The sequence below is a fragment of the Vibrio sp. St2 genome, from assembly GCF_947311885.1.
Lineage (GTDB): Bacteria > Pseudomonadota > Gammaproteobacteria > Enterobacterales > Vibrionaceae > Vibrio > Vibrio coralliilyticus.
Window position 1 is genome coordinate 1 of record NZ_CAMZNA010000021.1, and the last position, 23,091, is coordinate 23,091.

Here is a 23,091-nt window from a genome sequence, read left to right on the forward strand (position 1 = left end):
AACTTAATGCCCGTTGGATTGATTCGGTGTAATTGCCAACCATAAAAGTACACGGGGTTGTTATAAACCGTTAACTCTGTTCCTGTGAGCTTTAAACCTACCACATTGCCATCGGTTTTTATTTCAGGGTAAATCGGCAGTTTGAGATTCCCCGAGTGGGATAATTCCACCCAATCAGACCAAACATTATTTGCATTACTCTTATGAAAAATCCGAGGTTCGTTTGCATTACCGTAATCAACTGCTATCAGCGCAGAACGGTTATTGATTGTTCCCGTCACAATCACATCAAACCAATGGCCCTCCAAGCCAAACGGCACATTTTTCGTCGAGGTGTTAGTGTGAAACCTGAACTGGCCCGACTGAGTCATCAAATGAAAATCATCACCAGAAAAAACCACACCTTTACCTAAGCCGAATTGGTTAAAAGCTTGGTGCGTGGTTAATGGTGTCATCCATTCATCATCTTTTGAACCTGCCTTAGCTGATTCTACTGACGACTTTTTGTCTTTAGTTAAGTATTGCGCATGTGGGTCTGATTTCTCTTCATGCTCTTCTATTGCGTTTGATAAATCAGTTGGAGTAGCAAACTGAACTGAAGGGTCAATTTTCGCTTCAATCACCGATGCATTACCCGGGATGAACTTCAAGCGAATCGTATAACTTTTTGCTGAGCCCTCTTCAAGAACTGGCTTATAGTCACCAGGCTGACGTGCGTAGCAATATAAATCACCATTCTCATCAGTAACTTTCACGCCTGCTTCACGAATGGTAAAACCACCATCTTCGGCAGGAATTTCCGCTCGAGCCACCCAAATGGTAGGCTCTTTATCGTCCACCTCTATCGTCACTGGGTAGTGGCGAACCTGATTAATAAGGTTAGTTTGATTAGCTGGATTGCTTGAATCTGGCAACTCTCCATCACCTACGACTAACTTAGCAAAATCAACCTTTGTTTCTTGCTGATTAGCTAACGCTTCAAGACCGAAGCCCGATTGCGTTACATAGGTGCGATATCTATCTGTATTCTGTGTCATTGATTAGCAGGCTCCGATGTCGCTATTAATCGAATATGGTTATAAACACCAATGCTAGGTGCTGCTTCGCTGGTAAAACCTTGAGGAACGAAAGGCTCTGAGGTCATGGTGATGCCGATTTCTGTTGTGACAGCCACATAAACTTCACCAGAAGACTGGCGAGATATGTTGATGCTCACATCATCACGTTCTGACTTATACGTTCTAACTCGGGCATCCACTCGTTGACTGGATTCGTCGGTTAACGGTTTGTCCTGAAGGTAAGCTTCCACCTCTAACGTGTAAGGTTTGACACCTTTAATAATCGTGGAATCAAACCCCAACGCATTCAAAGATGATCGGATGCCATATCGGGTACCCGACTTCATTAAAAGTCGGTAAGAACCGTCAGTGGTTTCCCGTTTAAACTCTTCATCGTCAGTGTCATACCAATCCACAACGCCACGCTCACCTGCCAGTGCTGGCAAGAATTGAACAGGCGTTTCCAATGCATTGAGTAGCTTTGGGTATGGTGGTTTTAACTCGTGGAGAGAGTCTCTGAATGCGAGACGAATTGCTTTTTCTAGTGGTTGGGCATTATCAGCAAAATCATGTTTAGAATTATGCTGAGTCATACTCTACATCCACCGTAATGTTGGTGCAGTAAGGTGCTTGGTGAATGTCACAAACCACCCCTTCTGCAGGAATATTGCTTACTACCTTGGTAACACCGTAGTAACCATGACCAATAAACTTAACCATGGACTCTTCCACCTTACCTTTAAGTTGGTGAACAGAGTCAGCGTATTTCTGCAAGGACTCTTTAACCTTATCCTTGTCGACTGTTCCCATTGGAGTGTTCGTTGCGTAAAGCGTAACAACATGCTGGTACTCAACTATCTCTGCTGAGTGGACATAAAGCTCGTCGGTTTCTTGGATAATATCGTCACGACCAGCAATGTAGGATTTAACTTCATCCTGAAGCCCTTGACTCGCTTCACCTCTGTCGTTTTCACGACTGAGCACCCACATGTCTATCTTTGCGTTCTTATCACCAACTTCATTTCTTCGCGCTTTTAATCGCACATCTTTAACTTTTGATGTGCTCGCTTCTGTTGGAAATTCATGGCGCAAGATAACCACATTTGGCTCTGGCTTTTCGACCGTAATCTTCGGGCGTTCATGCAAAGTCATTGCATGAAAACGATAACCGAGGTTGGTACCTGCCGTTGATAAACCAAATGGTGCAAGCATGTAACGCTGCAGCGCATCTTCATCTGACTCCATCACTGGGTCTACTGGTGGGTAAGCATTCGGGTCACCGGCTTCTATCACTTGGCGCTTTAAACCCAAATCAGCCAACTTAGCGTCAAGGTTTGAGCCTTTAGACCAGTAAGCTAGCATCTGCGTGGATTTATAGTTTTCGCTACGGATATAGTCACGTAACGTTTTAACAGCCCCTTCCGTTATGATCGTGCCGAGTTCGAAAGGGTTTTGTAAGGTTTGCTCTACTGCCTCGACCAACTCAGGCTTAATCACTTTCAAATGCTCAATAATTCGAGACTTGAATTCTGCCAGCTGAACATCATAAGCAGGCATAACAAACGCTTCAGGTTGTTCCAACTTATCATTTTGAATATCAAACATTCATTGGTACCTCAAACTTCACTGGAGCGCCTTTATATTTGCCTTTCACCGCAATAGAAACGCCTGTTTTCGTTCGACTTGCTAAGCATTGCTCAATCTCGAACTCTTCATTCATTAGGTTATTCTTGTCACTGACAGAGCGAATAACTTCCGCTTGAAGTGTCACTAACATCGTGTCGCCAGCATTTGCATCTGCGTAATTACGAGCCTTACTTCCTCTTGCTCGATGTCTAAATCGACTGGCAAGTGGTGTAGTAATCATTCTGGCAAAGCGCTGTTTAAACTGCTCAAAGCCACTGATTGTCGCTCCGGTTGGTCCCATTCCTATCACAGCAAATCCTTAATGTTTTGCGGCAGCACTGTATCAAGTACCGCTTGCGTACATGGGTCTTTCCAAAGCGTTGATATAGCCTGAGCAACTGAGTTAGCTTCCAGCTTTTGAATCAGCTCTTTACCAAGTTCCTGCTCTTTGCTTACCAAGCTTTCAACACTTGCGACCACGGTCCCAATTGCATCTGACACGCTAGTCATCATGCTTTCTAATTCACTGGCATCAATAACACCTGCCAACAAATCACTGATCCCCTGACTAAGCTCGTTCGCTTTGGTCTGCATTTCACTAAACGCTGAATCTGTTTCGCCTTGAATGCTGCCAAACATGTTCGTGGTGTTTGAACATCCTTTCGCTACGCCATCCGCTTTTGCATCAAGCTTGTTAATGGCATTACTGCGCGAGGTTAACGTCAATGAGTTATTGAGTGTTGATGTCATATGAAAAACAGACGCATTAGCCGAGGTATTAGCTGCTCTAATTGCTGTCTTTGTTGAACTTAAAATACTGGTATCAACCAACGGCTCAAGCAACGGATTGTCTAACTCACTCTCAAGAGCACTAATGCCTCTTATGGCATCGTTGCCTAAGTTCACTGACGGACTTGAAAGGTTAAGACCGCCACTCATAATGGCTTTGTAAACATCAATACTCATAGGCGTTACTGCGGCATATTAGGTGGAGTGTTACCGGGATGATTATCGTGTGCGTTGTATAGCTCTCGATCTTCACTCATGGTACGAACTTGGTCAGAGACATCACCTGTCCCCTCTAGCAGTTCACTGATCACTTTCAAAAGCTTAGGGACAACAAAATCTAAATTGTCATTAGCTTCCAAGATTGGCGTGTCTATTTTAATTTTGCCTGGAGCGCTGAGCGTGATTTCTTCTTTCTCTGTATCCCACAGCATCTTTAATGGACCAAACTTGGTAACAGCCTGCTTAGGGTTACTTATAGGAAATGGAAACTCATCACTCTCCCAACCACATAACGCGAGATACTGACCAGAAACACCAGAACTAATATCAAGCAATAGAGCCAATTCGCCTTTTGTAGGACAGCGATAATTGTGCATATCGCCACTGGCCAACGTGAACCACTTAATAAATGGCGTAAATCGCTTAGGCCCATGTTGCACTTTTATTAGCTTATTGCTCTCATGAATTTCGCTCACCTTGCCGAATCTTACAATTTGATTCAGCTTTCGGTTTAACTCTTCAATTTCGTCTGCCATTTCGACTAGCTGCTCGGCTAGTGGCTGCGTCTTATTCTGAATAAGCTGCTCAACGACTTCTCTACTAACCATTAGCGTTCAACTCTTCGTAGCTGTCACCGTCATCAATGTTTTCATTGGTAGCGATATAGATGGAATCCCGAACTTCATCTTCTTCCATCGGTGAGCCATAGATAACTTTTTGAACAAAGGTGACACACCAGCCTTCATAACCATTATCACCATTGGCAAACATCGATGGCATACGATCAACGTTCTCTGGCTTTTCAACACTTTCAGAATGAAGCCCCCAGCGCCAACGTGGTTCACGTCCGTTCTTTGGTCCTAAGTCCAAAACGATTTGGTCACGAATACCAAACGAACAATCATTGGCATGTTTAGAAGAGTACGGTACTGAATTAGGAAAAACGGCATGAATAGTGACGTCTAGATCTTCATAAGTTCGACCGTCTGGATAGGTGTACGTACCCTTGGCTTTCAGCACTTCAACAAACGCTGTGCGTTGCTGAATTTCGATACGACCAAACTCTGTATAATCGACAACTTTAAAAGGCTGTTCCTGTTCATTTTCGTCTTTCCAGACAAGTAAGTTTTCTAGCGTTGCTTTGAGTGCATCTGAATATTCGCTAGGTAGAAAGACCACGTTTTGAGAGCTCAAAATTTAACTCCTGATCAAATAGAACTAAGAAACGCTCATTCGTTCGACGCTCAAAGCTTTCGAGTATGTAAGTAGCCGGTTCTTCAATATCCAAACCTAAGCGCTGAACAGGGAAACGACCCATCAGCTCTTCATCACGAATAGAGTTAGGGTTATAACCTTGGTGGTGACGACGATAAACCGTGTGACCTTCTCGCTGGTTGCGTGATGCTCGAATATAAACAAACGGCTTATCACCATAGATGGTGGTATAAAATGCACCGTCATATTGACGACCACCGACACGAACACCGTCTGAGTTCTGCCGAGGCTGACCAGCCGCTTCAATCTCTATCGGAGCCAAACCAAACCAAATGGATGTAGACCCTACACCCTTGTCAGTGAAGATTTTTATCCGGTCTCGAATGCGCTTGGTGTTTTTCAACTTGAGCGCGACTTTCAACTCTCTAGCTGAGTGATAAGCCAGCCATCTAGCCGTTTTCGTAATGGCCCGAGAAAGCGCAATATCAACTACATTATCCAGTGTTTTAAGCTGCTGCTTTACCTGAAAGGCAATGCTACTCAAATTTATATGATACGGACGCGCAGCCGTTTGGACTCGACGTTCTGTCGGAACAAAGCCTTGATCAGCCAGTTCGAATAAACCCGCCATGATTCGCCCCTTTACCAGGTGTGGTATAAATGGCTAACTGCAAAATGCTAGTCGTTGCATCTGGGTAATAGACATCGTAAACCGTTCTCTTGCCTATTGGCGTTTCAACTGTCGCACCCTCAACCAGTGAGTCATCTACTCTCTGGTTTAGAACAGTCAGCGCACCCTGTTCACAAATAATCGGTGAGTTACTCTTTTTACTGCTGGTTGGTTTAACTTCCAGTACTGAATCAAAGATCGCTTTCAAATCCAAACTTGCACCGCTTTTTAACTGCAGCGTAAATTGAGATGCGAAAGTGTTCTCTACAACTTGGTCGGCCTTTTCCAGCGCCTGATCAAAAACCGAATCTAGGTTCATTACATCACCAATAAAAAAGGCGCGATTTTCGCGCCTTTTACGTTTCAACTAACGAAATGTTAAGCAGTAATAAAAGCAGCGACACCAGCTTCTACCGCTGCCATGGCTTCACTTTCTTCAACGTACTTTTCTTCGCCTTTCTTTAGAATAACTCGCTCGCCATTCGACTGTAGCTGTAATGTTTGGTATGCCTTAATCAGTACATCGCCTTTTTCATTACCTGCTACTTCAACGGCCTTATCTTCGATGATTGCATCATCTGGCAAGTCAGTACTTTCGACTAAACCAACTTCTGTTCCACTAGGAACTTCAATAGTTTCCGAAGGTTGTTCAGGATTAATCGTGCCGTCTGTATTACCGCCTTCACCGTCGCCATTTTCAGAGTTTTCAGAGTTTTCAGAGTTTTCAGATGAATCATCATCTTGAAGATGCATAAGCATCTCCTCTAATTCAGCGATAGTTGAATTGGTTTTATACGGAACTTCGACTCCTTTTTGCTGGCAAAGGCTGTCGATTTGTTCTTTAAGTGCTTTTACTTGAGACATGTAACTCTCCAAAAAAATAAGCCATGGACGAATCCATGACTTAGCTTCAGTGATTAGTCGTTAACTTTAACCACAACAAAGTTATTAACTACGTTAGCAGGCAAGAACATCGCTGGCGCTGATTGCGTCTGCGTATATTCACTTGATGGATCACCATCTTCTTCCCAGTTACGAGGATAACGAGAAGCTACATGCATACCTTCTTTAACCGCTTTACGGTCTTGAATAACAGCATACAAACGAAGACCTTCCAAGCTCGTGTGACCCATGACCAAGGTATTTGCTGGTTGGTAGTCTTTCTTCGAACCACCTTCTTGCTTGTATTCACCGCTGTAAACGATGATATCAATACCAGTACCAGTCTGACCTTTGTAAGACACTGCTGCGCCAAGATCTTTTAAGCCGATTTCCAGAGAAGTGTTCGAGCCACTGTTTGTCTTATTTCGTTCTTGAATCACTTTGAAAGAACGATATGACGCATAAGTCGCTTTATCCATGATGATAACGTTGATAGCGCCATCCGACTCTTCAGCCCACTTTTCAATATCATCATCTGGGTTGTATGTTGCAATGTCTTGGTTCTTCCACATCGCAGCACCAATCAAGGTAATATGGTTATCTGAACGACGACCCATATCAATAACCAGCTCAGGATGATCATCACTTGTAGCAACGATTCGACCTGTGGTCACCGCTTCAACAGCTTGATACTCTTCTAGCTGTCGAATGGCTTTCTCTTCTTTCGCCATATTGTCCATAATGACAGCATCATAACGCTCATCTGGACCTAAGTTAGAGTTGATCTGAGATTCACCTGGTAGGCGTTTTAGCACTCGATCCAATTCAACTTCGTGTTTAGGTTTTACATATGGCGGAGTGATAGAGCGCGTTTCAAAACCTTCAGCTTCGATGATGCGACCTTTCACCTTTGGAGCACAATACAGTGCCATCGGTGTATCAGCAGGGATCTCATCGAGAAGAATGGTCTTCTTATCGAAAGTGAAGATGTGTGGGAAAAACAGCATCAGATAAAGCTCTGACGATTTAATTGTTGTTTTCTCCACTGCACCTAAAAGTTCAATAGGTTCGTACATGACTAATCCTTATAACGAAAACAGGCGCTACGATATGCAGCGCCTGTTTGATAAATTGATTTAAAGTAAGAGCAGCGTTGAATTAAACAAACACTGAAATTGGTGAGCCAACAAACGCAACAAGCTTGTCAGCATCGGTAGTACCGTCTGGCCACTTAATTGCAGAGGCGTTGATAGAGCCTGATTTGTAGAGAGGCACATTCGCTACATCAGAAGCTGATGCGTCAACTGCCTTTACTGTTAGGAACTTAGCTGTCCCTGCTGAGCCATCCCAAGGTTTCAGCTTTTTATTAACAGCATCAAGCATCAGTGGTGAATGCTCAGCAATAAGTTCGCTTTGTGCCACAGTACCTTGAGCAAACTGCAGTGCTTCATCTTTAGCTTTGAAATTGGTCGGTGTGTATGAATCGACAATCATTATTAACCTCGATATGCGCTGGCCAGCTTATCAACTCGCTGGGCTTTTTCGTCTTTCTGATCATCGACCTTACTGGATTGTAAAGCCGACCCTGTTTCTTTTCCGATAGCTGCTAATGCTTGTGCTGCTGCATCTTCATTATCTTCTTCTTCCTCAGGCTGAGTCTGAGCAGTTGGTGAAGATTCAAGAATTTCTTTAGCTGCTTCCACCGAAATGGATGGCTGAGCAGCCAGTTTTGTAGCAAGTTCTTCACGACCTTTAGCTTCAGGCAATCCCATGATGCCCGTTACACGAGTTCGTTCAGCAGCTACCGCTTCATCAATCTGAGACTGAGAAGCTTGTGTTTCTTCTTTTTCAGGGTCCATAGCGGTGGTTTCTCCTAAAGTGATAATTTTCCCCGAGCTAGCGAGGTGTTCGTTAAATTCATCCTCGATGTAATGTGGTGAAACCACTTCATCAAGTAAGCCAATTTCAACTGATTCATCTGACTGATAGATTTCAGCTTCAGTCTTTATAACTGCATCAAGTGACATGCCTGTACCCGTTGCGACCGCGGTCGCAAACTCATTTCTCATCTTGTCGACTTTAGCTTGATACTTAGCTCGTACATCAGCTGGCATTTCACTGTAAGGGTCACCGTCAGCCTTACACTTTCCTGAGAAAATGTAATCAACCTTAATTCCCATTTCTTTCAGATAGTCGCTATAGTCAAGGCGAGGGATGATTACACCAACACTACCTTGCTGGCTTGACTGTGTGCCTAATCGTCTAGTTCCCTGAGCAGCTAGCCATTGTGCTGCTGATAAATTCATATCAACGGACAAGGACCAAACAGGCATGATTTCAGCCAGAGAACGAATAAGGTCTGCAGTATCGGCACACCCAAAAACAGTACCGCCTGGAGAGTGGTACTTAATGAGTGTTCCTTTGACTTCCTTATGGTTTGACTTGACTGAGGCAATGATTGCCTTGATTTTGTTTTGAATGACGGGATAACCCGTTGCGTAACTTCCAGACCAGTTGTAGTTGTGTAGTAGAACGCCTCTGACGTTGATTACTGCCACATTTCCAACGAGTTCATAAGGGCGATATTTTTCAATGTTGCTGCTAATGCCTGTTCGAACAGCCATTTCTGCCATGTCAATTTTGGCTTTATTGGCTTTTTCTGTTTTAGCACTAACGATGAGGTTTGGAAGATGAATATGAGCGTCATGTATGAGGCTCAATTGTTGATCAAACGGTTGTAAAAATTCCATTAAGCCGCCTCTTTCAGCTCTTCATTGTCAACTTCTTCAGGCATCCAAATGGCTTTTGGCAAGTTCTCTTTCTTGCGTTCTTCCATTTCTCGTTTTTGTTGCTTGAAGATTTCAACATAGTCATGACCCATTTTCGCAAGCTCAATCTCGTAGGTACTTAATCCATACTCAATCTTCATGATGGATTCACGAACCTCTTTGAGTCCATCAATCGCCATGCGACCAGAACCAATCCACTCACAACGACACCATGCTTCACGCATTTCCCAAAAGTTAAAGCGAGCTTTCTTCGGCAGCTTGATCCAGCCGCGAATAATCGCTTCTTCAAGGAAAAGTTCAAAGATTTGATTCGCTAGTCGATTAGCAATAAGACGACGTCGCCCCATGGTGTAACGCCAGCTGTTATTAGCCGATGCTCTTGCCGTTGAGTAGGATAACTGTTGATAGTTATGGCTTAGCTCTTCATAACTGTATCCAGTACCAGCTGAGATATAACGCATCAAGCTTTGCTCTAGCTGAGAAAAACCATTATCAGCGTTAGCTGGACTCATGAGTTTTAGTCGGTCACCTGGGAAAAGATGAGGTACCTTAACACCACCTAGTTTGATGTTATTGCCTGCATAATAATCCCCATACATACCCAAGACTTTCTCTAGCGGTGAATCATTTTGTTCACTACCAGCAGCACCGGCTATGTACTCAAATGCCTGCTCGGAGTCGAGCTCAGACTCAATCGTCGCAGCATACATTGCACCAACAATTGCATTTTGAAGCTTTGTGTTTTGCAGTGTGTCGAGCATTTTCATTTGCTCCATCACTGCTAGGAATTCGTTAGCACCCCTTGTTTGGTCCGGTTCACGAGGTTCAAATATGTGAATCATTCCACGTCGACCGCCTTTAAGGTAGCGCGGTATACGTCGCCAGTCAGTAGGGCGGTTATAACGATCACCACCAACTGCAATATGGTAGTGAGTGGCGGCATTACTCGCTGTAACCTCAATGCCTGCTCTCAATTTTTCTGTATCGGACTTGCCTTGTGGGTTACTTAATCGCTTAGGTGATACCAGTTTGATTGCTGTATGAAAATCTCGGTTATTCTCATTGAGCCACTCTGGTTTACCAAGAATTTCACCACTCGTACAGTGCATCTCAACACCTGCACGAATCATCATGGTGAAGGTTCTCTTACCTTCAGCATCAAGAAGACATCGCTCACTGTCTGCAATCATGGCAAACAAGGCTTCAACATCCTTTACTAATTCTTGATCTTCCTTAATGCCAAGAACTCGCCAATTGGGTTTCCAACTTAGCCTGAAGTTCTCACCAACAATATGGTCAAGGTGAAGCTGAACAGCGTTTTTAGCAATGCCGTTATTTCTAACCAAATCATCAGAACGAGCCTGAGCACGCTTTAGATGAGGCAAAAGAGCAGCATCTGCTGATAAATTAGGGGCATTCCAATTTGCTAACTGATTTCCGTAACCACGACCTGCACCAGTATAGCCACCATGACTATTATTCCCGATGTATGCTCTGAGGGATGTTGTTCCATCTGGAGCTAGCAGTTCTTGTGTCATAGATAAACCCCTGCTGGCCTACGACGTCTTGTCGTCATGCCTAATTCCACTTTAAGCTGTTCAATGTACGCTTTCAGCTTATCTGCATCAGCGCGACCAAATTCAACTTCTCGACCGTCTTTCTTAACTCTGACCGTCGACGTTCCTGTCATTAAATTGTGATAGGCTTGCTCAGCCTCTTTTAAGAGGGTTTGCTTATCTAACATTACTCATTCCCTCCAAGTGCCTCAGCAAGCTCTTTCATTGACTTGCCCTGTTTGGTTTCTGGTTTTAACTCGGTATCTAAATCGAAGAAGAATCGATCGACACAAATTCGCATTGCTACATAGGCATAAACCCAGCAGTCCAACGCTTCATCAAAGGTGTACGATTTATGCCACCGCCAAACTTGACGACCTTGGACGGTTTCAAGTTTCTTATTGGCTGAGCAAAGTTGCTTGAAGTACTCATCTCCACACACTGAATCATCAGCAGGGAAGTGAATGTAGCCCGGGTTAATGGTTTCTGAACTGTCAAACGACAATTTAAGTCTGCTGTATAAGAGTGCTTTGGCGTTATCAGTACCAACCGTTGTTAAGTAGACCTTTTTGTCATTCTTCTTTTTGGGCATGTTTGCTATAGGCTTGCCGTACTTATTCGCACCTTGTAGCGGTATGACTCGCAAAGGTCCGTGTTTACGGCTCATTGCATAGACATCATCCGTCTTATGCCCCATAGCATCCCAACCAAAGCGAGGAACGGTCATCGTTACACCATCGGTTCGCTTAAATGTCAGAGAGAAAAAATAGTCTTGAACTGCTTTTTTGGTCGCATCATTAGAGAGATCACCGTGAACAACAATATGGTCAACCAACCAACATTCTTCGCCTGGTCCCCAAGCCCAAAAAGACCCTTCTATCCGGTCATCCTGTGTATCCATCCCACAGGTCACGAGAACCGCTTGTGCAGGCACCGGATTCTTTCTACGTTCACCTATCCACCAAACGCTACTATTTGTGCGCTTGATTAGCTCCCAATCAGGACGGTCTTTATTTTCACCTTCCCAAAGCTCACCCAAGATCAGATTAATAAACGTTTTAAGCTGAGATGGGTCTTTATGCTTATTCAAAAACTCTCGAACTAAGCCAACCCAACCATCTGTCATTTTCGGATTATAAGCTGCCCAGCAATGAATTCCGACGTTGACCGGAATTGGCACAGGATTGTTATCAGCATCAAAGAAAGACAGACCATCTTTGGTCCAAGTCATATCCTCTGCCATCCATCGACCAGCTAACTCCATTTTCATGAGGTCACGGAAATAGATAGCTTGCTCACATCCAATACAGCAATAATGCGCTGTTTTGGCTTTAGCTTCGTTGGTTGTTTTTGATGTATCCCACTTAAATCCGTGTTTTACATCTTTGCCGCCCCACTCTAATACCTGCTCATGGCCACAATGAGGACAGGGTAGATAAAAGCGAAAAGTCAGTTCTGCTGACTTCATTAATTTTTCAACGTGGGACTCACCTGAATTTGTAGGAGTCGTTCCCCAACGTTCCATTGGAAAAGCTGCGCCCTCTAAACGAGTTCTGGCGAGAGCTATTGGGTCACCTTCTTTGCCGAGTTCCCAATCCCAGCCGTCGATCTCATCACCACAAAGCAACGCTTTGGTAATACGACGCATATTCTTAGGAGTACCAGCTCCTAAAATATCCAGCGTCCAACCAGCACCGACTTTCTTTTTTGTCGTATTGTTCTGGTCTTTAGCGAATAGGAAAGGAAAGATACGCCTCATTATTGGCATTTCTTCCCATGCACCATCTATCTCATCAATGGTGAAGTTCTTCGCATCATCATCTGTAGGTTGATAGATAACCGTGTTGGTTTTGTACTGATGCAGCATACAGCTCACCATGGCGATCAACATTTTTGACCAACCGATACGAGCTGATTTTTGGAAAACCAAGCGTCTGATTGCTCGGTTACACATCATGTTGAGAATCGCGACCTGAAAAGGCAGCGTCTCCCACTGACCTTCTTCTTGAGAAGATCCTGATGCTAACTTGTAATATTTATTCGCCCACTCTGTTCCAGTCAGAGGAAGAACCTTCTTCAAGCCCTGCAATCCACGCTGGCATGCTTTCTGGATCGCCATCAAAGTAGTCTGAGAGATCTGGTCGAACATCGGCACACTCATTTGATGCTTTAATAATTTCTTCTTCGAGTTTTTCAACAGCTTCTGGTGGCATGTCTGGCCATACTGTTTTCAACTTAGGGAGCAGGCCATCAAGCCTTGAATTGACTCGCGAACTGAGTTGAACCAGCGTTTCCACTATCAACTCTATAGGGGCGTAAGATTTTTCAAAAAGAACACGCTTGGCCTTTTTCATCGCCACACTTTCGCGTTTATCTTCAATCTTTAATCGAAGCTCTTCACGTTCCAGTTGTTTTTCTTCTGACAGTTCCTCTCCGTCCTCCCCAACTTCCGGTTCAGAACTTTGAGTTTTATCTCTTGATTTATAAGTGATGTACGCATGATTACATGCGAGTGGGTTCATGCCGTCACGCCCTTTGGCTGCAGGCAGAATCCCTTGTTGTATAAGGTTTCGAACTTGCCTTTCAGAAATGCCAAGGAGCTTCGCTATATCCGACTGCGTGAACTTCTTGTCGGTGTTGAATAGGTTGCTCATTCATGGTTAAAAACCGGAAACCGGAAACCTCCAAAATCAAAAAAAAATTTTAACGAGCGAGGCACTGCGCGTTCACACACCCGTAGTGGCGCGGGTGGCCCGAAAGGACCCATGCCACTCTCACTCGCTTTCCTTTGCGTCCACGGTCCCACTCACGTTCTGAGTAAGGATGCGAAGAAGCGCAACCCCTGCTGCGCCAAGCGCATTCAATGTTGCGAATAACGTTGCTGGTAAATATGTTTCGTAGATAGAAAGCAAAGCCATGATCAGATTAAGAACGACCAGAGCAATTGCAGCCTGTATAGACCAAAACTTTCCCGACTCTTTCCAGTTATCAATTAACTTCATCGGTCACTTCCTTTGCTGCCTGAGTTGCTTTAAGTACAGCCTCTTCTAAAAGCTGTTTGGCTTCTTCCATTAACTGAGGGTTAGCCGTTGGCTGATTGGTCATCAATACTTCCATTGCTTGAGCTTGAGTACTGATAACCGAGTTGAAATAAGTTTGAGTCTGGCTCATGTTGACCTCGTTAATTGAATTATTGCTAAGGGCTATCTGAGAAAGCACTTAGCAATAAAGCGTCGAATGGCTATGCACAATCCAATGCGCCACCTGCACAACTATCGACTTTTCCTTGTATGGCTCGGGTTTGTAACAGTCCGGTGGATTGACCAGGCTGTTACTGTCATGAGATTGATTTCCGTGACGAACGTATAGTCTGCCCGTTCAGTTATCGTCACCTGCCCACTGGGGAGTTTAATTGCCCATAAGTAACCCTCTTGCTCCTGAAAGAATCGGCTTTCAGTCCTTTTTGTGGTTTAACGCTCTTTTGAAAAACGCTAAACGACAAAGCCCGACAATTAAGTCGGGCCGAAAGAAAGCAATGGTTTTTATCCTTACATGAGCAAGCCGATTAGCTATTTATCAGCCTGTTTGTTTTGGTACCACTGTTTAATCTTGTCGAACTTCTTCGCGCAAACTGACATCGCGGTCTGCCATGTTAAGTCTCGCTCGGCTGACTCCAGCTCTGAGTGAGTACGCGGTGGCTCTGTGTAAGGAATGTTGCAAGGACTGAGGTAAGCTGGTGGAGGAATAACAAATCGCTCTTTAACCTGAACCACTATCTCCTTTTCCGGTTCCGTAATGCTGGAGCATCCGGTCATAGATAGAAGGGCTATACTGCTCATTGCAACCATCAGCACTGTTTTTCGCTTCATCATCGAATAGTTTCCCTAAGTCCAAGATGGATGTTTTAAGTTTTGCGTCCATGGTCGCATTCAATTGTTGTCGCCATTCTTCAGCCATCATGCCTTCATCGAGTTGCTGGACTAACGAATCAACCGTGGTGGTTAGTGACTGATTAAAGGCTACCGCGATACCGAGCTCAGCTTCCTTTTTACCTTTCGCGATATTCGCTTGATCAAGGTCAGATTTAAGACCCGATATCGTGTAGGTTTGAAAGAGAATGAAGCCAAGAAGAATGGCAATGGCAACCACATGGAGGTTGTCGAGAATCTTTTTTACGAAAAGCAAAGTTCCATCTCCTTTCCCCGTCGCTTAATCAAGCCATTCAACTTCTTACCACCGCCATAAACCCAGAATTTAAGTTCTTGGCAAGCTTCGGTGTAGTAACCGGCTTTAAGCTTTTTATAGATGCGTGTCTCGCTACCGTCCGAGTTATGCCGATATCGTGTGCAGCCCACGTTAAATATAAATGATGTGAAGGCATCAATCTGGCCCTGACTCAATGCAGCAACATTCGTGGTGGCAGCAAGACAATCCTGTGCGGACTCAATGTTTTGAGCCCAGTCTTTAGCGACTTGTTCTATGGTGATGGGCTTATCTGTAACACCGTGTGTGTTACCTATCCCGTTAGTAATAAGACCAGCAGGACAAATGTATGGAGTTAATCGGCACTCTTCAGCGTTACCAATCAACTCCAAGCCTGCAGGTGAAACGATGACATTGTTAGGAACGACACCCGTAACAATGAGCGCGATGGCTGCACCAACTGAGCAAACAATCTTTTTTATGTGCTTCATTACATGTCATCCTCTTTAAGGATTGCTTCTGCAGCAACATGATTGCCTTGCTCTAACTTCTCTTTTAGAAGCATGTGATTTTTATGCTTGTATATCCAAGTGATCACTTGGGCAACAACACCTAAAAACACACCAGCAACAATACCAAAGGTACTAGCATCCATTGCGCCAAGCGTCGCAACAAAAGCTCCAATGGCTTGAGTAACTCGCTCACCCTTAGATACCAAGTAGGCGATCAGGGCTGCTGCTAGAGCAGACAGCACTAATTTTTTCTTCTCTAGCATGCATAAAAAAGGCGCATTACTGCGCCAATCTCCCGATTCAAACCCCTAAGAAATCCCGAGGGCTAAAGACTATTAAATGATTCTACTGTCTGAGAGTAAGTGCCTTCTTCCATCTCAATACCAATGAACTTACGATTCAAACTCAAACAGGCTTTACCCGTTGAACCTGAACCCATAAACGCATCAAGAACAACATCACCCTCACGGCTACTTGCCGTAATAATGTGCTCCAGCATATCGGCTGGCTTTTCGCATGGGTGTTTACCCGGGTAATACTGAACAGGTGCAAATGTCCAAACGTCGGTGTATGGAACTTCGCTGGTAACTGAGAAAGGACGACGAAGGTTTTCATACTCCGCTTTCAAGTCGTCATATTCTCTGCAGAGTGTTTGATACTCCTTATTGAGTGAATCAAACTCCTTTGTCAGATCTTCATGTGAACGACCTAATTCAACCGCTCGGCTATTGAATAACGCCTGCAGCTTTTCGTATTGCTCTTTATTGGGCAGTTGCCATTGGCTGGCGCTGAACCAATGCGAACACATTTGTGTGCCTGTGGCGGCATTAATATCTTTTGCAGAAATGCCAAGTGATTGACGAGCAGTTCTGAAATATTCAATCAGTGGTTCGAATACTTCTCTTTTTAGCTCGGCACACTTCGTAGCGTAACCAGCAACGCCTTTAGCGTGACCGTCAGCTCCGTAATGTTCTGCAAATAGAATGCGTTCTGTTGCTGGAAAGAAAGAGCGTAAGTCTGTCTTTCTCATTCTTCGCCATGGACCGCTTGGTTTAGCCCAAATGATATGGTTTAGAACGTTGAAGCGCTGACGCATAAGCAGTTCAGTATCAGCTGATAACTTATGGCCACAGAAAAGGTAAATTGAACCAGACGGTTTAAGCACTCGCCAAAACTCTAGCAGCACCTCATCTAACCAGGCTAAGAACGACTCAACATCTGGCCACTGGTTATCCCATGCATTCTTCTTTACTTGAAAGTATGGTGGGTCCGTTAAAACGAGATCAACGCTGCTATCTGGTAGCGTTTTAAGGTATTCAAGACAATCAGCGTTAACCAGCTGTACTTGTCCATCTCGAAAAGATTGTTTCAAGTGTGCCTCCTAAATCGGCACTCTTGGCGCTCTTATCTCTTCACAATGTTTTTGCATCGGCTGCATTTTATTTCAACCGAGCCTGAATGCCTGCACAGCAGCTTGTTGCAATGCGGGCAGCGTAATTCTTTAAGTAATGTCATAAGTTCCCACTTTCGTGTAAACTCCACCGCGCTCTGCAGAGCTGGATGGGCCTTGGTCTGGCTTATGACTAGCGTAATAGGTTAGATGGCTGTTAAGAGTTGCACCTCTTAACAGTCGCCCATTTCATTGCCGTAAAAGATTCGCAGCTTCCTCTCCGTCGCCAAACGGGTCTCTGGTACTCAAGGCTGCGCCAAATACGAAAAAACCCCGCCGAAGCGAGGTTTCTGTTCAATACTAAGAGGTCTCAAGTCTTATTATTGCTGTTGATGGGTTATAAAAACCGCATCTTGGTAAAACTATATACTCACAACCCTACCTTTGCAACTACATATTGATAAAAACCTGATAAATCACGCTACATGTTGTGTTACTAGGCGAATGTGCAGTTCGCCTTGCTGAGTTGTAATTAGCCTTTTATCTCCGGTATAAGTCATACACCCTGATACCAATAACTGCTCAACAACAAATTCCAAATGAGCTCGGCCTGCTTCCTCTGTCTCTTTGTCCCAAAGCAACATAGAGTCGATAGTAGTAGGGCCACAGTTAGCACTTTCAAGGATACTTAGCACTAAATTCGCTTGTTCTGGTTTTACGTTCATTTTTAACTCTCCTGGCGTTTAAGTCACTTCCGACACTAATTACTTGCCGAGAGGAAAGCCAGTCTTATTAACGGTTAAACGTTGGTGTGTGACACAGAGCTGGTTTGCCTATTTAAGCGGCTACCACTGACCATTCCAAGCACCTCTTGGGTTGCCTCTTGTAAGAGAATATCCCTTTTATGCCAATGTCTAAAAATCAAAGGCAGGTGCTCTTGTCGTACTATTTTCTTGCCTAACTTCACCGCCCAATGAAATTCTGCGGTAGCACCTTCGCTCATACTCCAACGAGGAAGAAGAACGACCACATCACAAACCTCAAGCATGGCATGAGCAAACTTCATATATTCCGGTTCACTCATGCCTTTTGGAAGTAGGGAGGTGTACAGCGCAGCATTACCTGAATCAGTAATCTGATCAGCAACACTTTTGAACGCTTCAGCGTTGTGATTAGGCTGGCCACTCACTGGGCCAGCAATATAAAACTTCATCATATGTTTCAGATACTAGTTATTCTTCAAAGTCTTCTTCTGCGATCAATGGTTCACCATCCTCGCTCCAGTAATATTGGCCATCTTTTTTATTGATGATGCCTCTTGTAATGAGCTCATCAGACATAACTTCAAGTAACTCCTCAAGACCTTGCTTTTCAGTGATGGCCTGAGAAAAGGAAATCGCCTCAACCTCGCAGCGCTTACCTTCAATATTAATGAATTTACCTACTGTTAGGTTCTCTACTACTTGTACTGTTGTTGCCATCAGATATTCCTCAATCCTTAATTATCATCGGCTCGTAATAGCCGTTGTATTCATTTTCACTTAACCACTGGCGACGACGTTTCTGCACTTTCGACACCTTAGCCCATTTGTATGGCAGCTCGCGTTCTTCCCACTTAGTTGGCTCACCGTTCTGTCGTAGATGGACTTTGCATGTAATTCCAAACCAAGTGACAAGATAAAACTCACCCTTATCAATGGCATTTGCACAAGCACCCAAGTTCTTAGCAAGCCAAGGAATAAGATCCTCCCTGACTCCACTACCTATAAGGAAAGAGTGCTCGACCCCATATAGACGGAAATAAACCTTTCCACTTTTAGAACGCCAGAAGGAGCTGATTTTTCCTTTAAAACCTTCCATCTGGCTGTCCCTTTAAGCGGCAATCGTATTTGAAAGCGGCTGACCAAAGTTAGCCTGAACTAAAGCCTTAGCTAGAAGAGGTGGTACCGAGTTCCCCACCTTGGCTACTTGCTCTTTCTTCGATAACTTTTTGCCTGAACTGTTATGGCCAATGATGTAATCATCACGAAAGCTCTGAGCCTTAAATAGCTCATGTGGCTGCAACATCCTTAGACCGATATCAACAATCATGTACGGATGACCTTTAACAACCACAAGGGCAAAACGATCTCTCGTCGTTATCGTATTCAGGGGAGTATCCAACGCTTGCATGTTGTCGGTACCGTAGTAAGCAATCAGGAAAGCTGTAACGACACCAAAGTGGTTGCCACCTGAGGTAATGGTATGAAGCGGTTCATTCATAGAATGACCAACATTTCCGTTACGAAGCTTAACTATATGAGCTGTTACCAAAGCAAAACTGCCACCCTTTGGATAAGCGGTAATGGTCCTCAAAGGCTCATCAATTGGCATATTGCGTTGGCTGGAAGCGTTAGCACACTCAGTAATGAATGGAATAACTGTTTCGCCAGGTGCAATGAATGGGTCTTCACAATCAATAACGAATCGTTGTATACCCTTCGCAATTCTGGCAAGAGTCTTTTCTGCTAACGGTTTTTTGCGTCCAAAAATAGACATAACCGGAAGACTCCAATCAATACTGTCTGCAGCTGTAACATAAGGTATTAGATCTTCACCATGCGTTGGTTCAGGCCAGATGTTTTTCCCACCATCTTTACGCGCTATCATGAAGAATCGCTCTCGCGTTGTCCCTGCACCATAGTCACAAGCTGCCAAAACTTTGTGTTCAAGCTTGTAGCCAAGGCCATTACGAAGTTTTATTTTTGCTTCTCTATCATTTTCAATATTGAGAGCACTACAGACTTCTGGCCAAGCAGGATGGTAAGGAGACAAACCAGTGGTAAGCACTTTGATAAAGGCTTCAAACGTTTCACCTTTCTTTTCTGGATCAGGCTTCCACTTACCATCAATCTTTTTCAATGGTCCCCAAGTGGTAAACTCTTCAACGTTCTCCAAATGAAAGCCTCTCATATCAGAGAGAAGCGCCCATCTAACAACTACCCATGCCAAGCCACGAATTTTTTGATCCACTGGCTTATCACCTTTGGCTTTTGAAAAGTGAGTGCAATCTGGGGAAAACCAACCAAAACCAACAGGTCGACCTTGGCAAACTTTCTTAATATCAACATCCCAAACCGATTCACAAAAGACCTTAGTGTCTGGGTGATTTAGGCGATACATATCAATCGCAGCAGGATCATGGTTAACAGCAATGTCAGCACTACGCCCCAAAGCCATACGAACTCCTTCACCAGCACCGCCACCGCCAGCAAAGTTATCGACCACTAATTCATGAGGGAGAATCTGATACATCACGCCACCCTCGCTTCTTCAACTACATTAAAAAGAACCTGAGTGACAACTTCACGCTCTTGTAGTGGTCGTTGATAGCAACGGCGCAACTCCGCTTTTAACTCTTCCATTGTGTCGAAGCCATCAAGCCTTGCGTCATTCAGTTCTAGATCCGACAACAGGCAATGGTTAACAAACCAAATATCGATCAGAATCTTTGCTTGGTTTTCATCGTTAACCAAGAAAGCAGGACCAGGTGAAATATCTTTGTTACCAAGACGAATAGTGCTCAACTTCTTATCAACACTCGCCTTATAAAAATTTTCAGCGTTCAGCGTAATTTCGGGAATTTGTTTATTCATTTTCATATCCATCTGAGGCGCCATCGTAATAAATAGTGCCAACGCTCTGTGGAGGTGGTTCCGTTCTCCACTCTGGCACCCATTTATCTAACCAACCCATAGCCTGCGGCTGAGACATTCGGTTGTGCTTCATTACATAAGCTACAAGTTGGTTCGAGTCAGGCTGCATGTTTGACCTTATGAACAGGCGTAAGCAGTGCGAGCACCGCGAGCAAAGGTATCGCGGAATGGAATATCATCATCGAAATCCATAGGCGGCTCGTTGTATTGCGGCTGCGCTTGTTGTGGCTGAGATTGAGCAGGACCACGCTGTGGTGATGGTTGCTGTGCTGCTGGCTGTTGAGGTTGACCCCAGCCACCTTGATGTGGATTGTTAGGTCGACTGCCTAACATTTGCATCACACCGTTGAAGCCTTGAACAACGACCTCGGTGGTGTAGCGGTCTTGTCCGTTTTGATCTTGCCATTTACGAGTTTGCAATTGGCCTTCAATGTAGACTTGAGATCCTTTGCGCAGGTATTCACCCGCAACTTCAGCTTTCTTGCCAAAAACTGAAACTCGGTGCCATTCCGTTTTCTCACGTTTTTCACCTGTTGCTTTATCACGCCACGATTCGCTGGTGGCAATGGTCATGTTTGCAACAGCACCACCACTTGGCATGTAACGAACTTCAGGATCATCACCAAGGTTGCCGACTAGAATTACTTTATTAACGCCACGACTCGCCATTATTCAGCCTCCTGTGGTGCAACAAGAACCTCACGACCACCGTTAGCGCCTGCAGTCGAAACATTGCCAGTAATTTCTAGCTGTTCCATGATTCGAGCTGCTCGGTTGTAACCTATTTTGAAATGACGCTGCAGAGCAGCAACAGAAGCTCGACGTGTTTCAATGACAAATGCACGAGCCTCACCAAACAGAGAATCTAGCTCGTTGTTTTCACCTGAATCAGCTTGCTCATTGGTTGCTGACTCTTGGTTGTTTGGCAAACCTCCAAGAGCCGAATAGAGTTCATTAAGGAAGGCTTCAGTTTCACCTGCAGCAAGACAGAAATCTGCATCCAAACGAGCTAAAACATCTTCTCGAGGTAAATCATCATTCTGATCTTTAAGTTCATCTGAGAACTTGAGCTTTTTAATGGTGCCTTTGTCGGCCAACGTGAACTCGATGCGTTCCTGCCAGCAAAGGCGAAGCTCTGAAACAACCTTATCAGCGTCAATACAAGCTTTTACTTCATCCGAACCAATGTCTTGATTCTTGAACGTGGCGGTACCACCTTGCTCCAGAACAGACACCAACTTAATGTTTTCTAGAATCTGGAAACCTTGTGGAACCTCTCCACTTTTAACCCATTCAGTTAATGAGGTTTCAATCGCCTTTTCAGGGATTGCAGGCACAACAGGCAGGCTTCCCATTGTTTTACGGAGTAGGGCGAGTACGTCTTCAGCCGCTTTATAAGATGAGGCGTCAACAAAGATCAGGTTACTCTTATTGTTGATAAAGACTGAGAAGAAAGACTTCTTGCTAAATGCTCGTGGCAGTAAGTCGATCATGATGTCGTCTTTTAGGCTGTCTTTCTCTTTTTTCTTGAGTGGACGACCTTCGCGCTTTTCTACTTTATCTATCTTCTGGTTCAACTCTTCATTGATTACCGAGGAAGGGATATCTTTCACTTCTTTTTTAGCGACGATAAGCGCAAAGTGCTCACCTCGGTGGATGAAGTTATCGCTGCCTTGACCAAGTGCTGTAGTCCAGCCAAACTTTTGCTTGTCAGTTTCACCACATGGAACAAAAGCAAACTCTTTAAGTTGAGATTCTAATTGCTCAAAGTCAAAGCTGACGTCACGGTTAAAGCTATACACCATCGCGTTACTAGGGAAAATATTCATTGCTAACTCTTAATGTTGAATTGGTTTAATTTGGACACCGTTGTCGGTTGGGACCACGGACACAATTGGCTTATCAGCATGGACCCAGCGTTCTTTTTCACAGTGGTAGCCTTGTTTTTCTAAGTGAGACTCGGCTTGGAAAAAGCTTTCAAAAGTAAATGGGGTATTGGTTGTGTTCGTGATTTGCATAACAACTCCTTGAATCTAAGACTCAGGGCTCAATAAGCGCTCTATAGCAAGATCAATATTTCGTGATGCATCGTGACAACCGTTGAAAGCTGCGTTTTCTGACATCTCTCTCAGCTCTTTAATGAAGGACTCTTTCGCTTCCTTTTGAGCAGCAAGAATAATGTGTTTAACGTCATCAACTTCAAGATTTACGTCTTCAATCATTTCTTCAATTGCAAGTGATACATCACCAACAGCTGATTCTTTACTAGGCTTCAGACGCTCTATCTCAGTAGTTGCCTGCTCTAACATTGCTCCTGCAATCAAAATAATGGCCGATGTAGACGCCACCTTTTCAATGGGAATGCCTTCGTTTTTTAACGCAACATCTTCATGTGCTGACCAAAACAACTCTGCTCTTTCTTTAGTAACTATCATCATGCTCTCTCCTGGCGTAAGTACTGTGTTAAGTACTCTGGTACTGGGTAAT

35 protein-coding genes and 1 pseudogene are annotated in these 23,091 nt (G+C 44.3%); all 36 read right to left on the reverse strand.

Going from position 1 to position 23,091, the window contains the following annotated elements:
• The coding region (locus QMA41_RS25000; RefSeq protein ID WP_281630858.1) for a phage tail protein at positions 1 to 1,037 on the reverse strand (1,037 nt) is incomplete at its 3' end.
• Positions 1,034 to 1,651, reverse strand: a complete 618-nt coding sequence (locus QMA41_RS25005; protein WP_281630859.1) for a phage tail protein — start codon at positions 1,649 to 1,651, stop codon at positions 1,034 to 1,036. The genes QMA41_RS25000 and QMA41_RS25005, both read right to left, overlap by 4 nt.
• Positions 1,638 to 2,663, reverse strand: a complete 1,026-nt coding sequence (locus tag QMA41_RS25010) for a baseplate J/gp47 family protein (RefSeq protein ID WP_281630860.1) — start codon at positions 2,661 to 2,663, stop codon at positions 1,638 to 1,640. The genes QMA41_RS25005 and QMA41_RS25010 overlap by 14 nt, the downstream gene beginning before the upstream one ends.
• The gene (locus QMA41_RS25015) at positions 2,656 to 2,994 is read right to left on the reverse strand and encodes a hypothetical protein (RefSeq protein WP_281630861.1); all 339 of its coding nucleotides are present in this window, start codon (positions 2,992 to 2,994) and stop codon (positions 2,656 to 2,658) included. The genes QMA41_RS25010 and QMA41_RS25015 overlap by 8 nt, the downstream gene beginning before the upstream one ends.
• The gene (locus QMA41_RS25020) at positions 2,991 to 3,650 is read right to left on the reverse strand and encodes a hypothetical protein (protein WP_281630862.1); all 660 of its coding nucleotides are present in this window, start codon (positions 3,648 to 3,650) and stop codon (positions 2,991 to 2,993) included. Before QMA41_RS25020 ends, QMA41_RS25015 begins: the two co-directional genes overlap by 4 nt.
• A gap of 5 nt (positions 3,651 to 3,655) precedes the next feature.
• Complete coding sequence (locus tag QMA41_RS25025; RefSeq protein ID WP_281630863.1) at positions 3,656 to 4,300, reverse strand: hypothetical protein; 645 nt, start codon at positions 4,298 to 4,300, stop codon at positions 3,656 to 3,658.
• Positions 4,293 to 4,886 carry a hypothetical protein gene (locus QMA41_RS25030; RefSeq protein ID WP_281630864.1) on the reverse strand — a complete coding sequence of 198 codons (594 nt, stop codon included), beginning with the start codon at positions 4,884 to 4,886 and terminating at the stop codon, positions 4,293 to 4,295. The genes QMA41_RS25025 and QMA41_RS25030 overlap by 8 nt, the downstream gene beginning before the upstream one ends.
• Positions 4,855 to 5,538 carry a hypothetical protein gene (locus tag QMA41_RS25035; RefSeq protein ID WP_281630865.1) on the reverse strand — a complete coding sequence of 228 codons (684 nt, stop codon included), beginning with the start codon at positions 5,536 to 5,538 and terminating at the stop codon, positions 4,855 to 4,857. Before QMA41_RS25035 ends, QMA41_RS25030 begins: the two co-directional genes overlap by 32 nt.
• Positions 5,513 to 5,896 (reverse strand): hypothetical protein, encoded by a 384-nt coding sequence (locus QMA41_RS25040; protein ID WP_281630866.1) that lies wholly within the window; start codon positions 5,894 to 5,896, stop codon positions 5,513 to 5,515. The genes QMA41_RS25035 and QMA41_RS25040 overlap by 26 nt, the downstream gene beginning before the upstream one ends.
• Before the next feature lie 59 nt (positions 5,897 to 5,955).
• Positions 5,956 to 6,441, reverse strand: a complete 486-nt coding sequence (locus QMA41_RS25045; RefSeq protein WP_281630867.1) for a hypothetical protein — start codon at positions 6,439 to 6,441, stop codon at positions 5,956 to 5,958.
• A 53-nt stretch (positions 6,442 to 6,494) separates the two neighbouring features.
• Positions 6,495 to 7,535 carry a major capsid protein gene (locus QMA41_RS25050; protein WP_281630868.1) on the reverse strand — a complete coding sequence of 347 codons (1,041 nt, stop codon included), beginning with the start codon at positions 7,533 to 7,535 and terminating at the stop codon, positions 6,495 to 6,497.
• 82 nt (positions 7,536 to 7,617) lie between these two features.
• On the reverse strand, positions 7,618 to 7,953 hold the full coding sequence (locus tag QMA41_RS25055; RefSeq protein ID WP_281630869.1) for a head decoration protein: 336 nt from the start codon (positions 7,951 to 7,953) through the stop codon (positions 7,618 to 7,620).
• A gap of 2 nt (positions 7,954 to 7,955) precedes the next feature.
• Positions 7,956 to 9,209 carry a S49 family peptidase gene (locus QMA41_RS25060; protein ID WP_281630870.1) on the reverse strand — a complete coding sequence of 418 codons (1,254 nt, stop codon included), beginning with the start codon at positions 9,207 to 9,209 and terminating at the stop codon, positions 7,956 to 7,958.
• A complete protein-coding gene (locus QMA41_RS25065; protein WP_281630871.1) occupies positions 9,209 to 10,786 on the reverse strand; it encodes a phage portal protein in 1,578 nt (525 codons plus the stop codon). Before QMA41_RS25065 ends, QMA41_RS25060 begins: the two co-directional genes overlap by 1 nt.
• Positions 10,783 to 10,992, reverse strand: coding sequence for a gpW family head-tail joining protein (gpW, locus tag QMA41_RS25070; RefSeq protein WP_281630872.1), 210 nt, complete (start codon positions 10,990 to 10,992; stop codon positions 10,783 to 10,785). The genes QMA41_RS25065 and gpW overlap by 4 nt, the downstream gene beginning before the upstream one ends.
• Complete coding sequence (locus tag QMA41_RS25075; RefSeq protein WP_281630873.1) at positions 10,992 to 12,953, reverse strand: terminase gpA endonuclease subunit; 1,962 nt, start codon at positions 12,951 to 12,953, stop codon at positions 10,992 to 10,994. The genes gpW and QMA41_RS25075 overlap by 1 nt, the downstream gene beginning before the upstream one ends.
• Positions 12,841 to 13,458, reverse strand: coding sequence for a helix-turn-helix domain-containing protein (locus QMA41_RS25080; protein ID WP_281630874.1), 618 nt, complete (start codon positions 13,456 to 13,458; stop codon positions 12,841 to 12,843). Before QMA41_RS25080 ends, QMA41_RS25075 begins: the two co-directional genes overlap by 113 nt.
• A gap of 120 nt (positions 13,459 to 13,578) precedes the next feature.
• Complete coding sequence (locus QMA41_RS25085; RefSeq protein WP_281630875.1) at positions 13,579 to 13,806, reverse strand: hypothetical protein; 228 nt, start codon at positions 13,804 to 13,806, stop codon at positions 13,579 to 13,581.
• Positions 13,793 to 13,975: a hypothetical protein gene (locus QMA41_RS25090; protein ID WP_281630876.1), complete on the reverse strand. Its 183-nt coding sequence runs from the start codon at positions 13,973 to 13,975 to the stop codon at positions 13,793 to 13,795. The genes QMA41_RS25085 and QMA41_RS25090 overlap by 14 nt, the downstream gene beginning before the upstream one ends.
• A 398-nt stretch (positions 13,976 to 14,373) precedes the next feature.
• Positions 14,374 to 14,577 (reverse strand): hypothetical protein, encoded by a 204-nt coding sequence (locus tag QMA41_RS25095; protein ID WP_268674903.1) that lies wholly within the window; start codon positions 14,575 to 14,577, stop codon positions 14,374 to 14,376.
• Complete coding sequence (locus tag QMA41_RS25100; RefSeq protein ID WP_268674904.1) at positions 14,564 to 14,989, reverse strand: hypothetical protein; 426 nt, start codon at positions 14,987 to 14,989, stop codon at positions 14,564 to 14,566. The genes QMA41_RS25095 and QMA41_RS25100 overlap by 14 nt, the downstream gene beginning before the upstream one ends.
• Entirely contained in the window at positions 14,977 to 15,498 is a 522-nt protein-coding gene (locus QMA41_RS25105) for a lysozyme (RefSeq protein WP_268674905.1), read from the reverse strand. The genes QMA41_RS25100 and QMA41_RS25105 overlap by 13 nt, the downstream gene beginning before the upstream one ends.
• On the reverse strand, positions 15,498 to 15,761 hold the full coding sequence (locus tag QMA41_RS25110) for a hypothetical protein (RefSeq protein WP_268674906.1): 264 nt from the start codon (positions 15,759 to 15,761) through the stop codon (positions 15,498 to 15,500). Before QMA41_RS25110 ends, QMA41_RS25105 begins: the two co-directional genes overlap by 1 nt.
• A gap of 83 nt (positions 15,762 to 15,844) precedes the next feature.
• A complete protein-coding gene (locus QMA41_RS25115; RefSeq protein WP_281630877.1) occupies positions 15,845 to 16,891 on the reverse strand; it encodes a site-specific DNA-methyltransferase in 1,047 nt (348 codons plus the stop codon).
• Between the two features lie 494 nt (positions 16,892 to 17,385).
• Complete coding sequence (locus QMA41_RS25120) at positions 17,386 to 17,634, reverse strand: hypothetical protein (protein ID WP_171386595.1); 249 nt, start codon at positions 17,632 to 17,634, stop codon at positions 17,386 to 17,388.
• Positions 17,635 to 17,708: 74 nt separating this feature from the next.
• Positions 17,709 to 18,125, reverse strand: coding sequence for a DUF4406 domain-containing protein (locus tag QMA41_RS25125; RefSeq protein ID WP_281630878.1), 417 nt, complete (start codon positions 18,123 to 18,125; stop codon positions 17,709 to 17,711).
• A gap of 16 nt (positions 18,126 to 18,141) precedes the next feature.
• Positions 18,142 to 18,390 (reverse strand): hypothetical protein, encoded by a 249-nt coding sequence (locus QMA41_RS25130; protein WP_281630879.1) that lies wholly within the window; start codon positions 18,388 to 18,390, stop codon positions 18,142 to 18,144.
• A 10-nt stretch (positions 18,391 to 18,400) separates the two neighbouring features.
• Complete coding sequence (locus QMA41_RS25135; RefSeq protein WP_281630880.1) at positions 18,401 to 18,769, reverse strand: hypothetical protein; 369 nt, start codon at positions 18,767 to 18,769, stop codon at positions 18,401 to 18,403.
• A gap of 12 nt (positions 18,770 to 18,781) precedes the next feature.
• Positions 18,782 to 20,203 carry a DNA cytosine methyltransferase gene (locus QMA41_RS25140; protein WP_281630881.1) on the reverse strand — a complete coding sequence of 474 codons (1,422 nt, stop codon included), beginning with the start codon at positions 20,201 to 20,203 and terminating at the stop codon, positions 18,782 to 18,784.
• On the reverse strand, positions 20,203 to 20,544 hold the full coding sequence (locus QMA41_RS25145; RefSeq protein WP_281630882.1) for an ASCH domain-containing protein: 342 nt from the start codon (positions 20,542 to 20,544) through the stop codon (positions 20,203 to 20,205). The genes QMA41_RS25140 and QMA41_RS25145 overlap by 1 nt, the downstream gene beginning before the upstream one ends.
• Positions 20,537 to 20,713 carry a hypothetical protein gene (locus QMA41_RS25150; protein WP_281630883.1) on the reverse strand — a complete coding sequence of 59 codons (177 nt, stop codon included), beginning with the start codon at positions 20,711 to 20,713 and terminating at the stop codon, positions 20,537 to 20,539. The genes QMA41_RS25145 and QMA41_RS25150 overlap by 8 nt, the downstream gene beginning before the upstream one ends.
• An 8-nt stretch (positions 20,714 to 20,721) precedes the next feature.
• Complete coding sequence (locus QMA41_RS25155) at positions 20,722 to 21,273, reverse strand: single-stranded DNA-binding protein (protein WP_281630884.1); 552 nt, start codon at positions 21,271 to 21,273, stop codon at positions 20,722 to 20,724.
• Positions 21,273 to 21,533 (reverse strand): DNA translocase FtsK, encoded by a 261-nt coding sequence (locus tag QMA41_RS25160; RefSeq protein WP_281630897.1) that lies wholly within the window; start codon positions 21,531 to 21,533, stop codon positions 21,273 to 21,275. Before QMA41_RS25160 ends, QMA41_RS25155 begins: the two co-directional genes overlap by 1 nt.
• Positions 21,525 to 22,427 (reverse strand): annotated as a pseudogene (rdgC, locus tag QMA41_RS25165) (recombination-associated protein RdgC); the annotation flags it as partial. The pseudogene rdgC and the gene QMA41_RS25160, both read right to left, overlap by 9 nt.
• Before the next feature lie 15 nt (positions 22,428 to 22,442).
• Positions 22,443 to 22,622 carry a hypothetical protein gene (locus QMA41_RS25170; protein WP_281630885.1) on the reverse strand — a complete coding sequence of 60 codons (180 nt, stop codon included), beginning with the start codon at positions 22,620 to 22,622 and terminating at the stop codon, positions 22,443 to 22,445.
• 15 nt (positions 22,623 to 22,637) lie between these two features.
• Positions 22,638 to 23,042 (reverse strand): hypothetical protein, encoded by a 405-nt coding sequence (locus QMA41_RS25175; RefSeq protein ID WP_281630886.1) that lies wholly within the window; start codon positions 23,040 to 23,042, stop codon positions 22,638 to 22,640.
• Between the last annotated feature and the right edge of the window lie 49 nt (positions 23,043 to 23,091).

Coding starts and splice junctions, on each gene's coding strand:
- QMA41_RS25175 (WP_281630886.1), bottom strand. CDS start 23,042: ATGATGATAGTTACTAAAGAAAGAGCAGAGTTGTTTTGGTCAGCACAT.
- QMA41_RS25130 (WP_281630879.1), bottom strand. CDS start 18,390: ATGGCAACAACAGTACAAGTAGTAGAGAACCTAACAGTAGGTAAATTC.
- QMA41_RS25135 (WP_281630880.1), bottom strand. CDS start 18,769: ATGGAAGGTTTTAAAGGAAAAATCAGCTCCTTCTGGCGTTCTAAAAGT.
- QMA41_RS25105 (WP_268674905.1), bottom strand. CDS start 15,498: ATGAAGCACATAAAAAAGATTGTTTGCTCAGTTGGTGCAGCCATCGCG.
- QMA41_RS25155 (WP_281630884.1), bottom strand. CDS start 21,273: ATGGCGAGTCGTGGCGTTAATAAAGTAATTCTAGTCGGCAACCTTGGT.
- QMA41_RS25090 (WP_281630876.1), bottom strand. CDS start 13,975: ATGAGCCAGACTCAAACTTATTTCAACTCGGTTATCAGTACTCAAGCT.
- QMA41_RS25050 (WP_281630868.1), bottom strand. CDS start 7,535: ATGTACGAACCTATTGAACTTTTAGGTGCAGTGGAGAAAACAACAATT.
- QMA41_RS25020 (WP_281630862.1), bottom strand. CDS start 3,650: ATGAGTATTGATGTTTACAAAGCCATTATGAGTGGCGGTCTTAACCTT.
- QMA41_RS25120 (WP_171386595.1), bottom strand. CDS start 17,634: ATGAACGTAAAACCAGAACAAGCGAATTTAGTGCTAAGTATCCTTGAA.
- QMA41_RS25055 (WP_281630869.1), bottom strand. CDS start 7,953: ATGATTGTCGATTCATACACACCGACCAATTTCAAAGCTAAAGATGAA.
- QMA41_RS25005 (WP_281630859.1), bottom strand. CDS start 1,651: ATGACTCAGCATAATTCTAAACATGATTTTGCTGATAATGCCCAACCA.
- QMA41_RS25035 (WP_281630865.1), bottom strand. CDS start 5,538: ATGGCGGGTTTATTCGAACTGGCTGATCAAGGCTTTGTTCCGACAGAA.
- QMA41_RS25145 (WP_281630882.1), bottom strand. CDS start 20,544: ATGAATAAACAAATTCCCGAAATTACGCTGAACGCTGAAAATTTTTAT.
- gpW (WP_281630872.1), bottom strand. CDS start 10,992: ATGTTAGATAAGCAAACCCTCTTAAAAGAGGCTGAGCAAGCCTATCAC.
- QMA41_RS25140 (WP_281630881.1), bottom strand. CDS start 20,203: ATGTATCAGATTCTCCCTCATGAATTAGTGGTCGATAACTTTGCTGGC.
- QMA41_RS25080 (WP_281630874.1), bottom strand. CDS start 13,458: ATGAGCAACCTATTCAACACCGACAAGAAGTTCACGCAGTCGGATATA.
- QMA41_RS25025 (WP_281630863.1), bottom strand. CDS start 4,300: ATGGTTAGTAGAGAAGTCGTTGAGCAGCTTATTCAGAATAAGACGCAG.
- QMA41_RS25085 (WP_281630875.1), bottom strand. CDS start 13,806: ATGAAGTTAATTGATAACTGGAAAGAGTCGGGAAAGTTTTGGTCTATA.
- QMA41_RS25060 (WP_281630870.1), bottom strand. CDS start 9,209: ATGGAATTTTTACAACCGTTTGATCAACAATTGAGCCTCATACATGAC.
- QMA41_RS25045 (WP_281630867.1), bottom strand. CDS start 6,441: ATGTCTCAAGTAAAAGCACTTAAAGAACAAATCGACAGCCTTTGCCAG.
- QMA41_RS25040 (WP_281630866.1), bottom strand. CDS start 5,896: ATGAACCTAGATTCGGTTTTTGATCAGGCGCTGGAAAAGGCCGACCAA.
- QMA41_RS25125 (WP_281630878.1), bottom strand. CDS start 18,125: ATGATGAAGTTTTATATTGCTGGCCCAGTGAGTGGCCAGCCTAATCAC.
- QMA41_RS25170 (WP_281630885.1), bottom strand. CDS start 22,622: ATGCAAATCACGAACACAACCAATACCCCATTTACTTTTGAAAGCTTT.
- QMA41_RS25075 (WP_281630873.1), bottom strand. CDS start 12,953: ATGTTCGACCAGATCTCTCAGACTACTTTGATGGCGATCCAGAAAGCA.
- QMA41_RS25150 (WP_281630883.1), bottom strand. CDS start 20,713: ATGCAGCCTGACTCGAACCAACTTGTAGCTTATGTAATGAAGCACAAC.
- QMA41_RS25065 (WP_281630871.1), bottom strand. CDS start 10,786: ATGACACAAGAACTGCTAGCTCCAGATGGAACAACATCCCTCAGAGCA.
- QMA41_RS25010 (WP_281630860.1), bottom strand. CDS start 2,663: ATGTTTGATATTCAAAATGATAAGTTGGAACAACCTGAAGCGTTTGTT.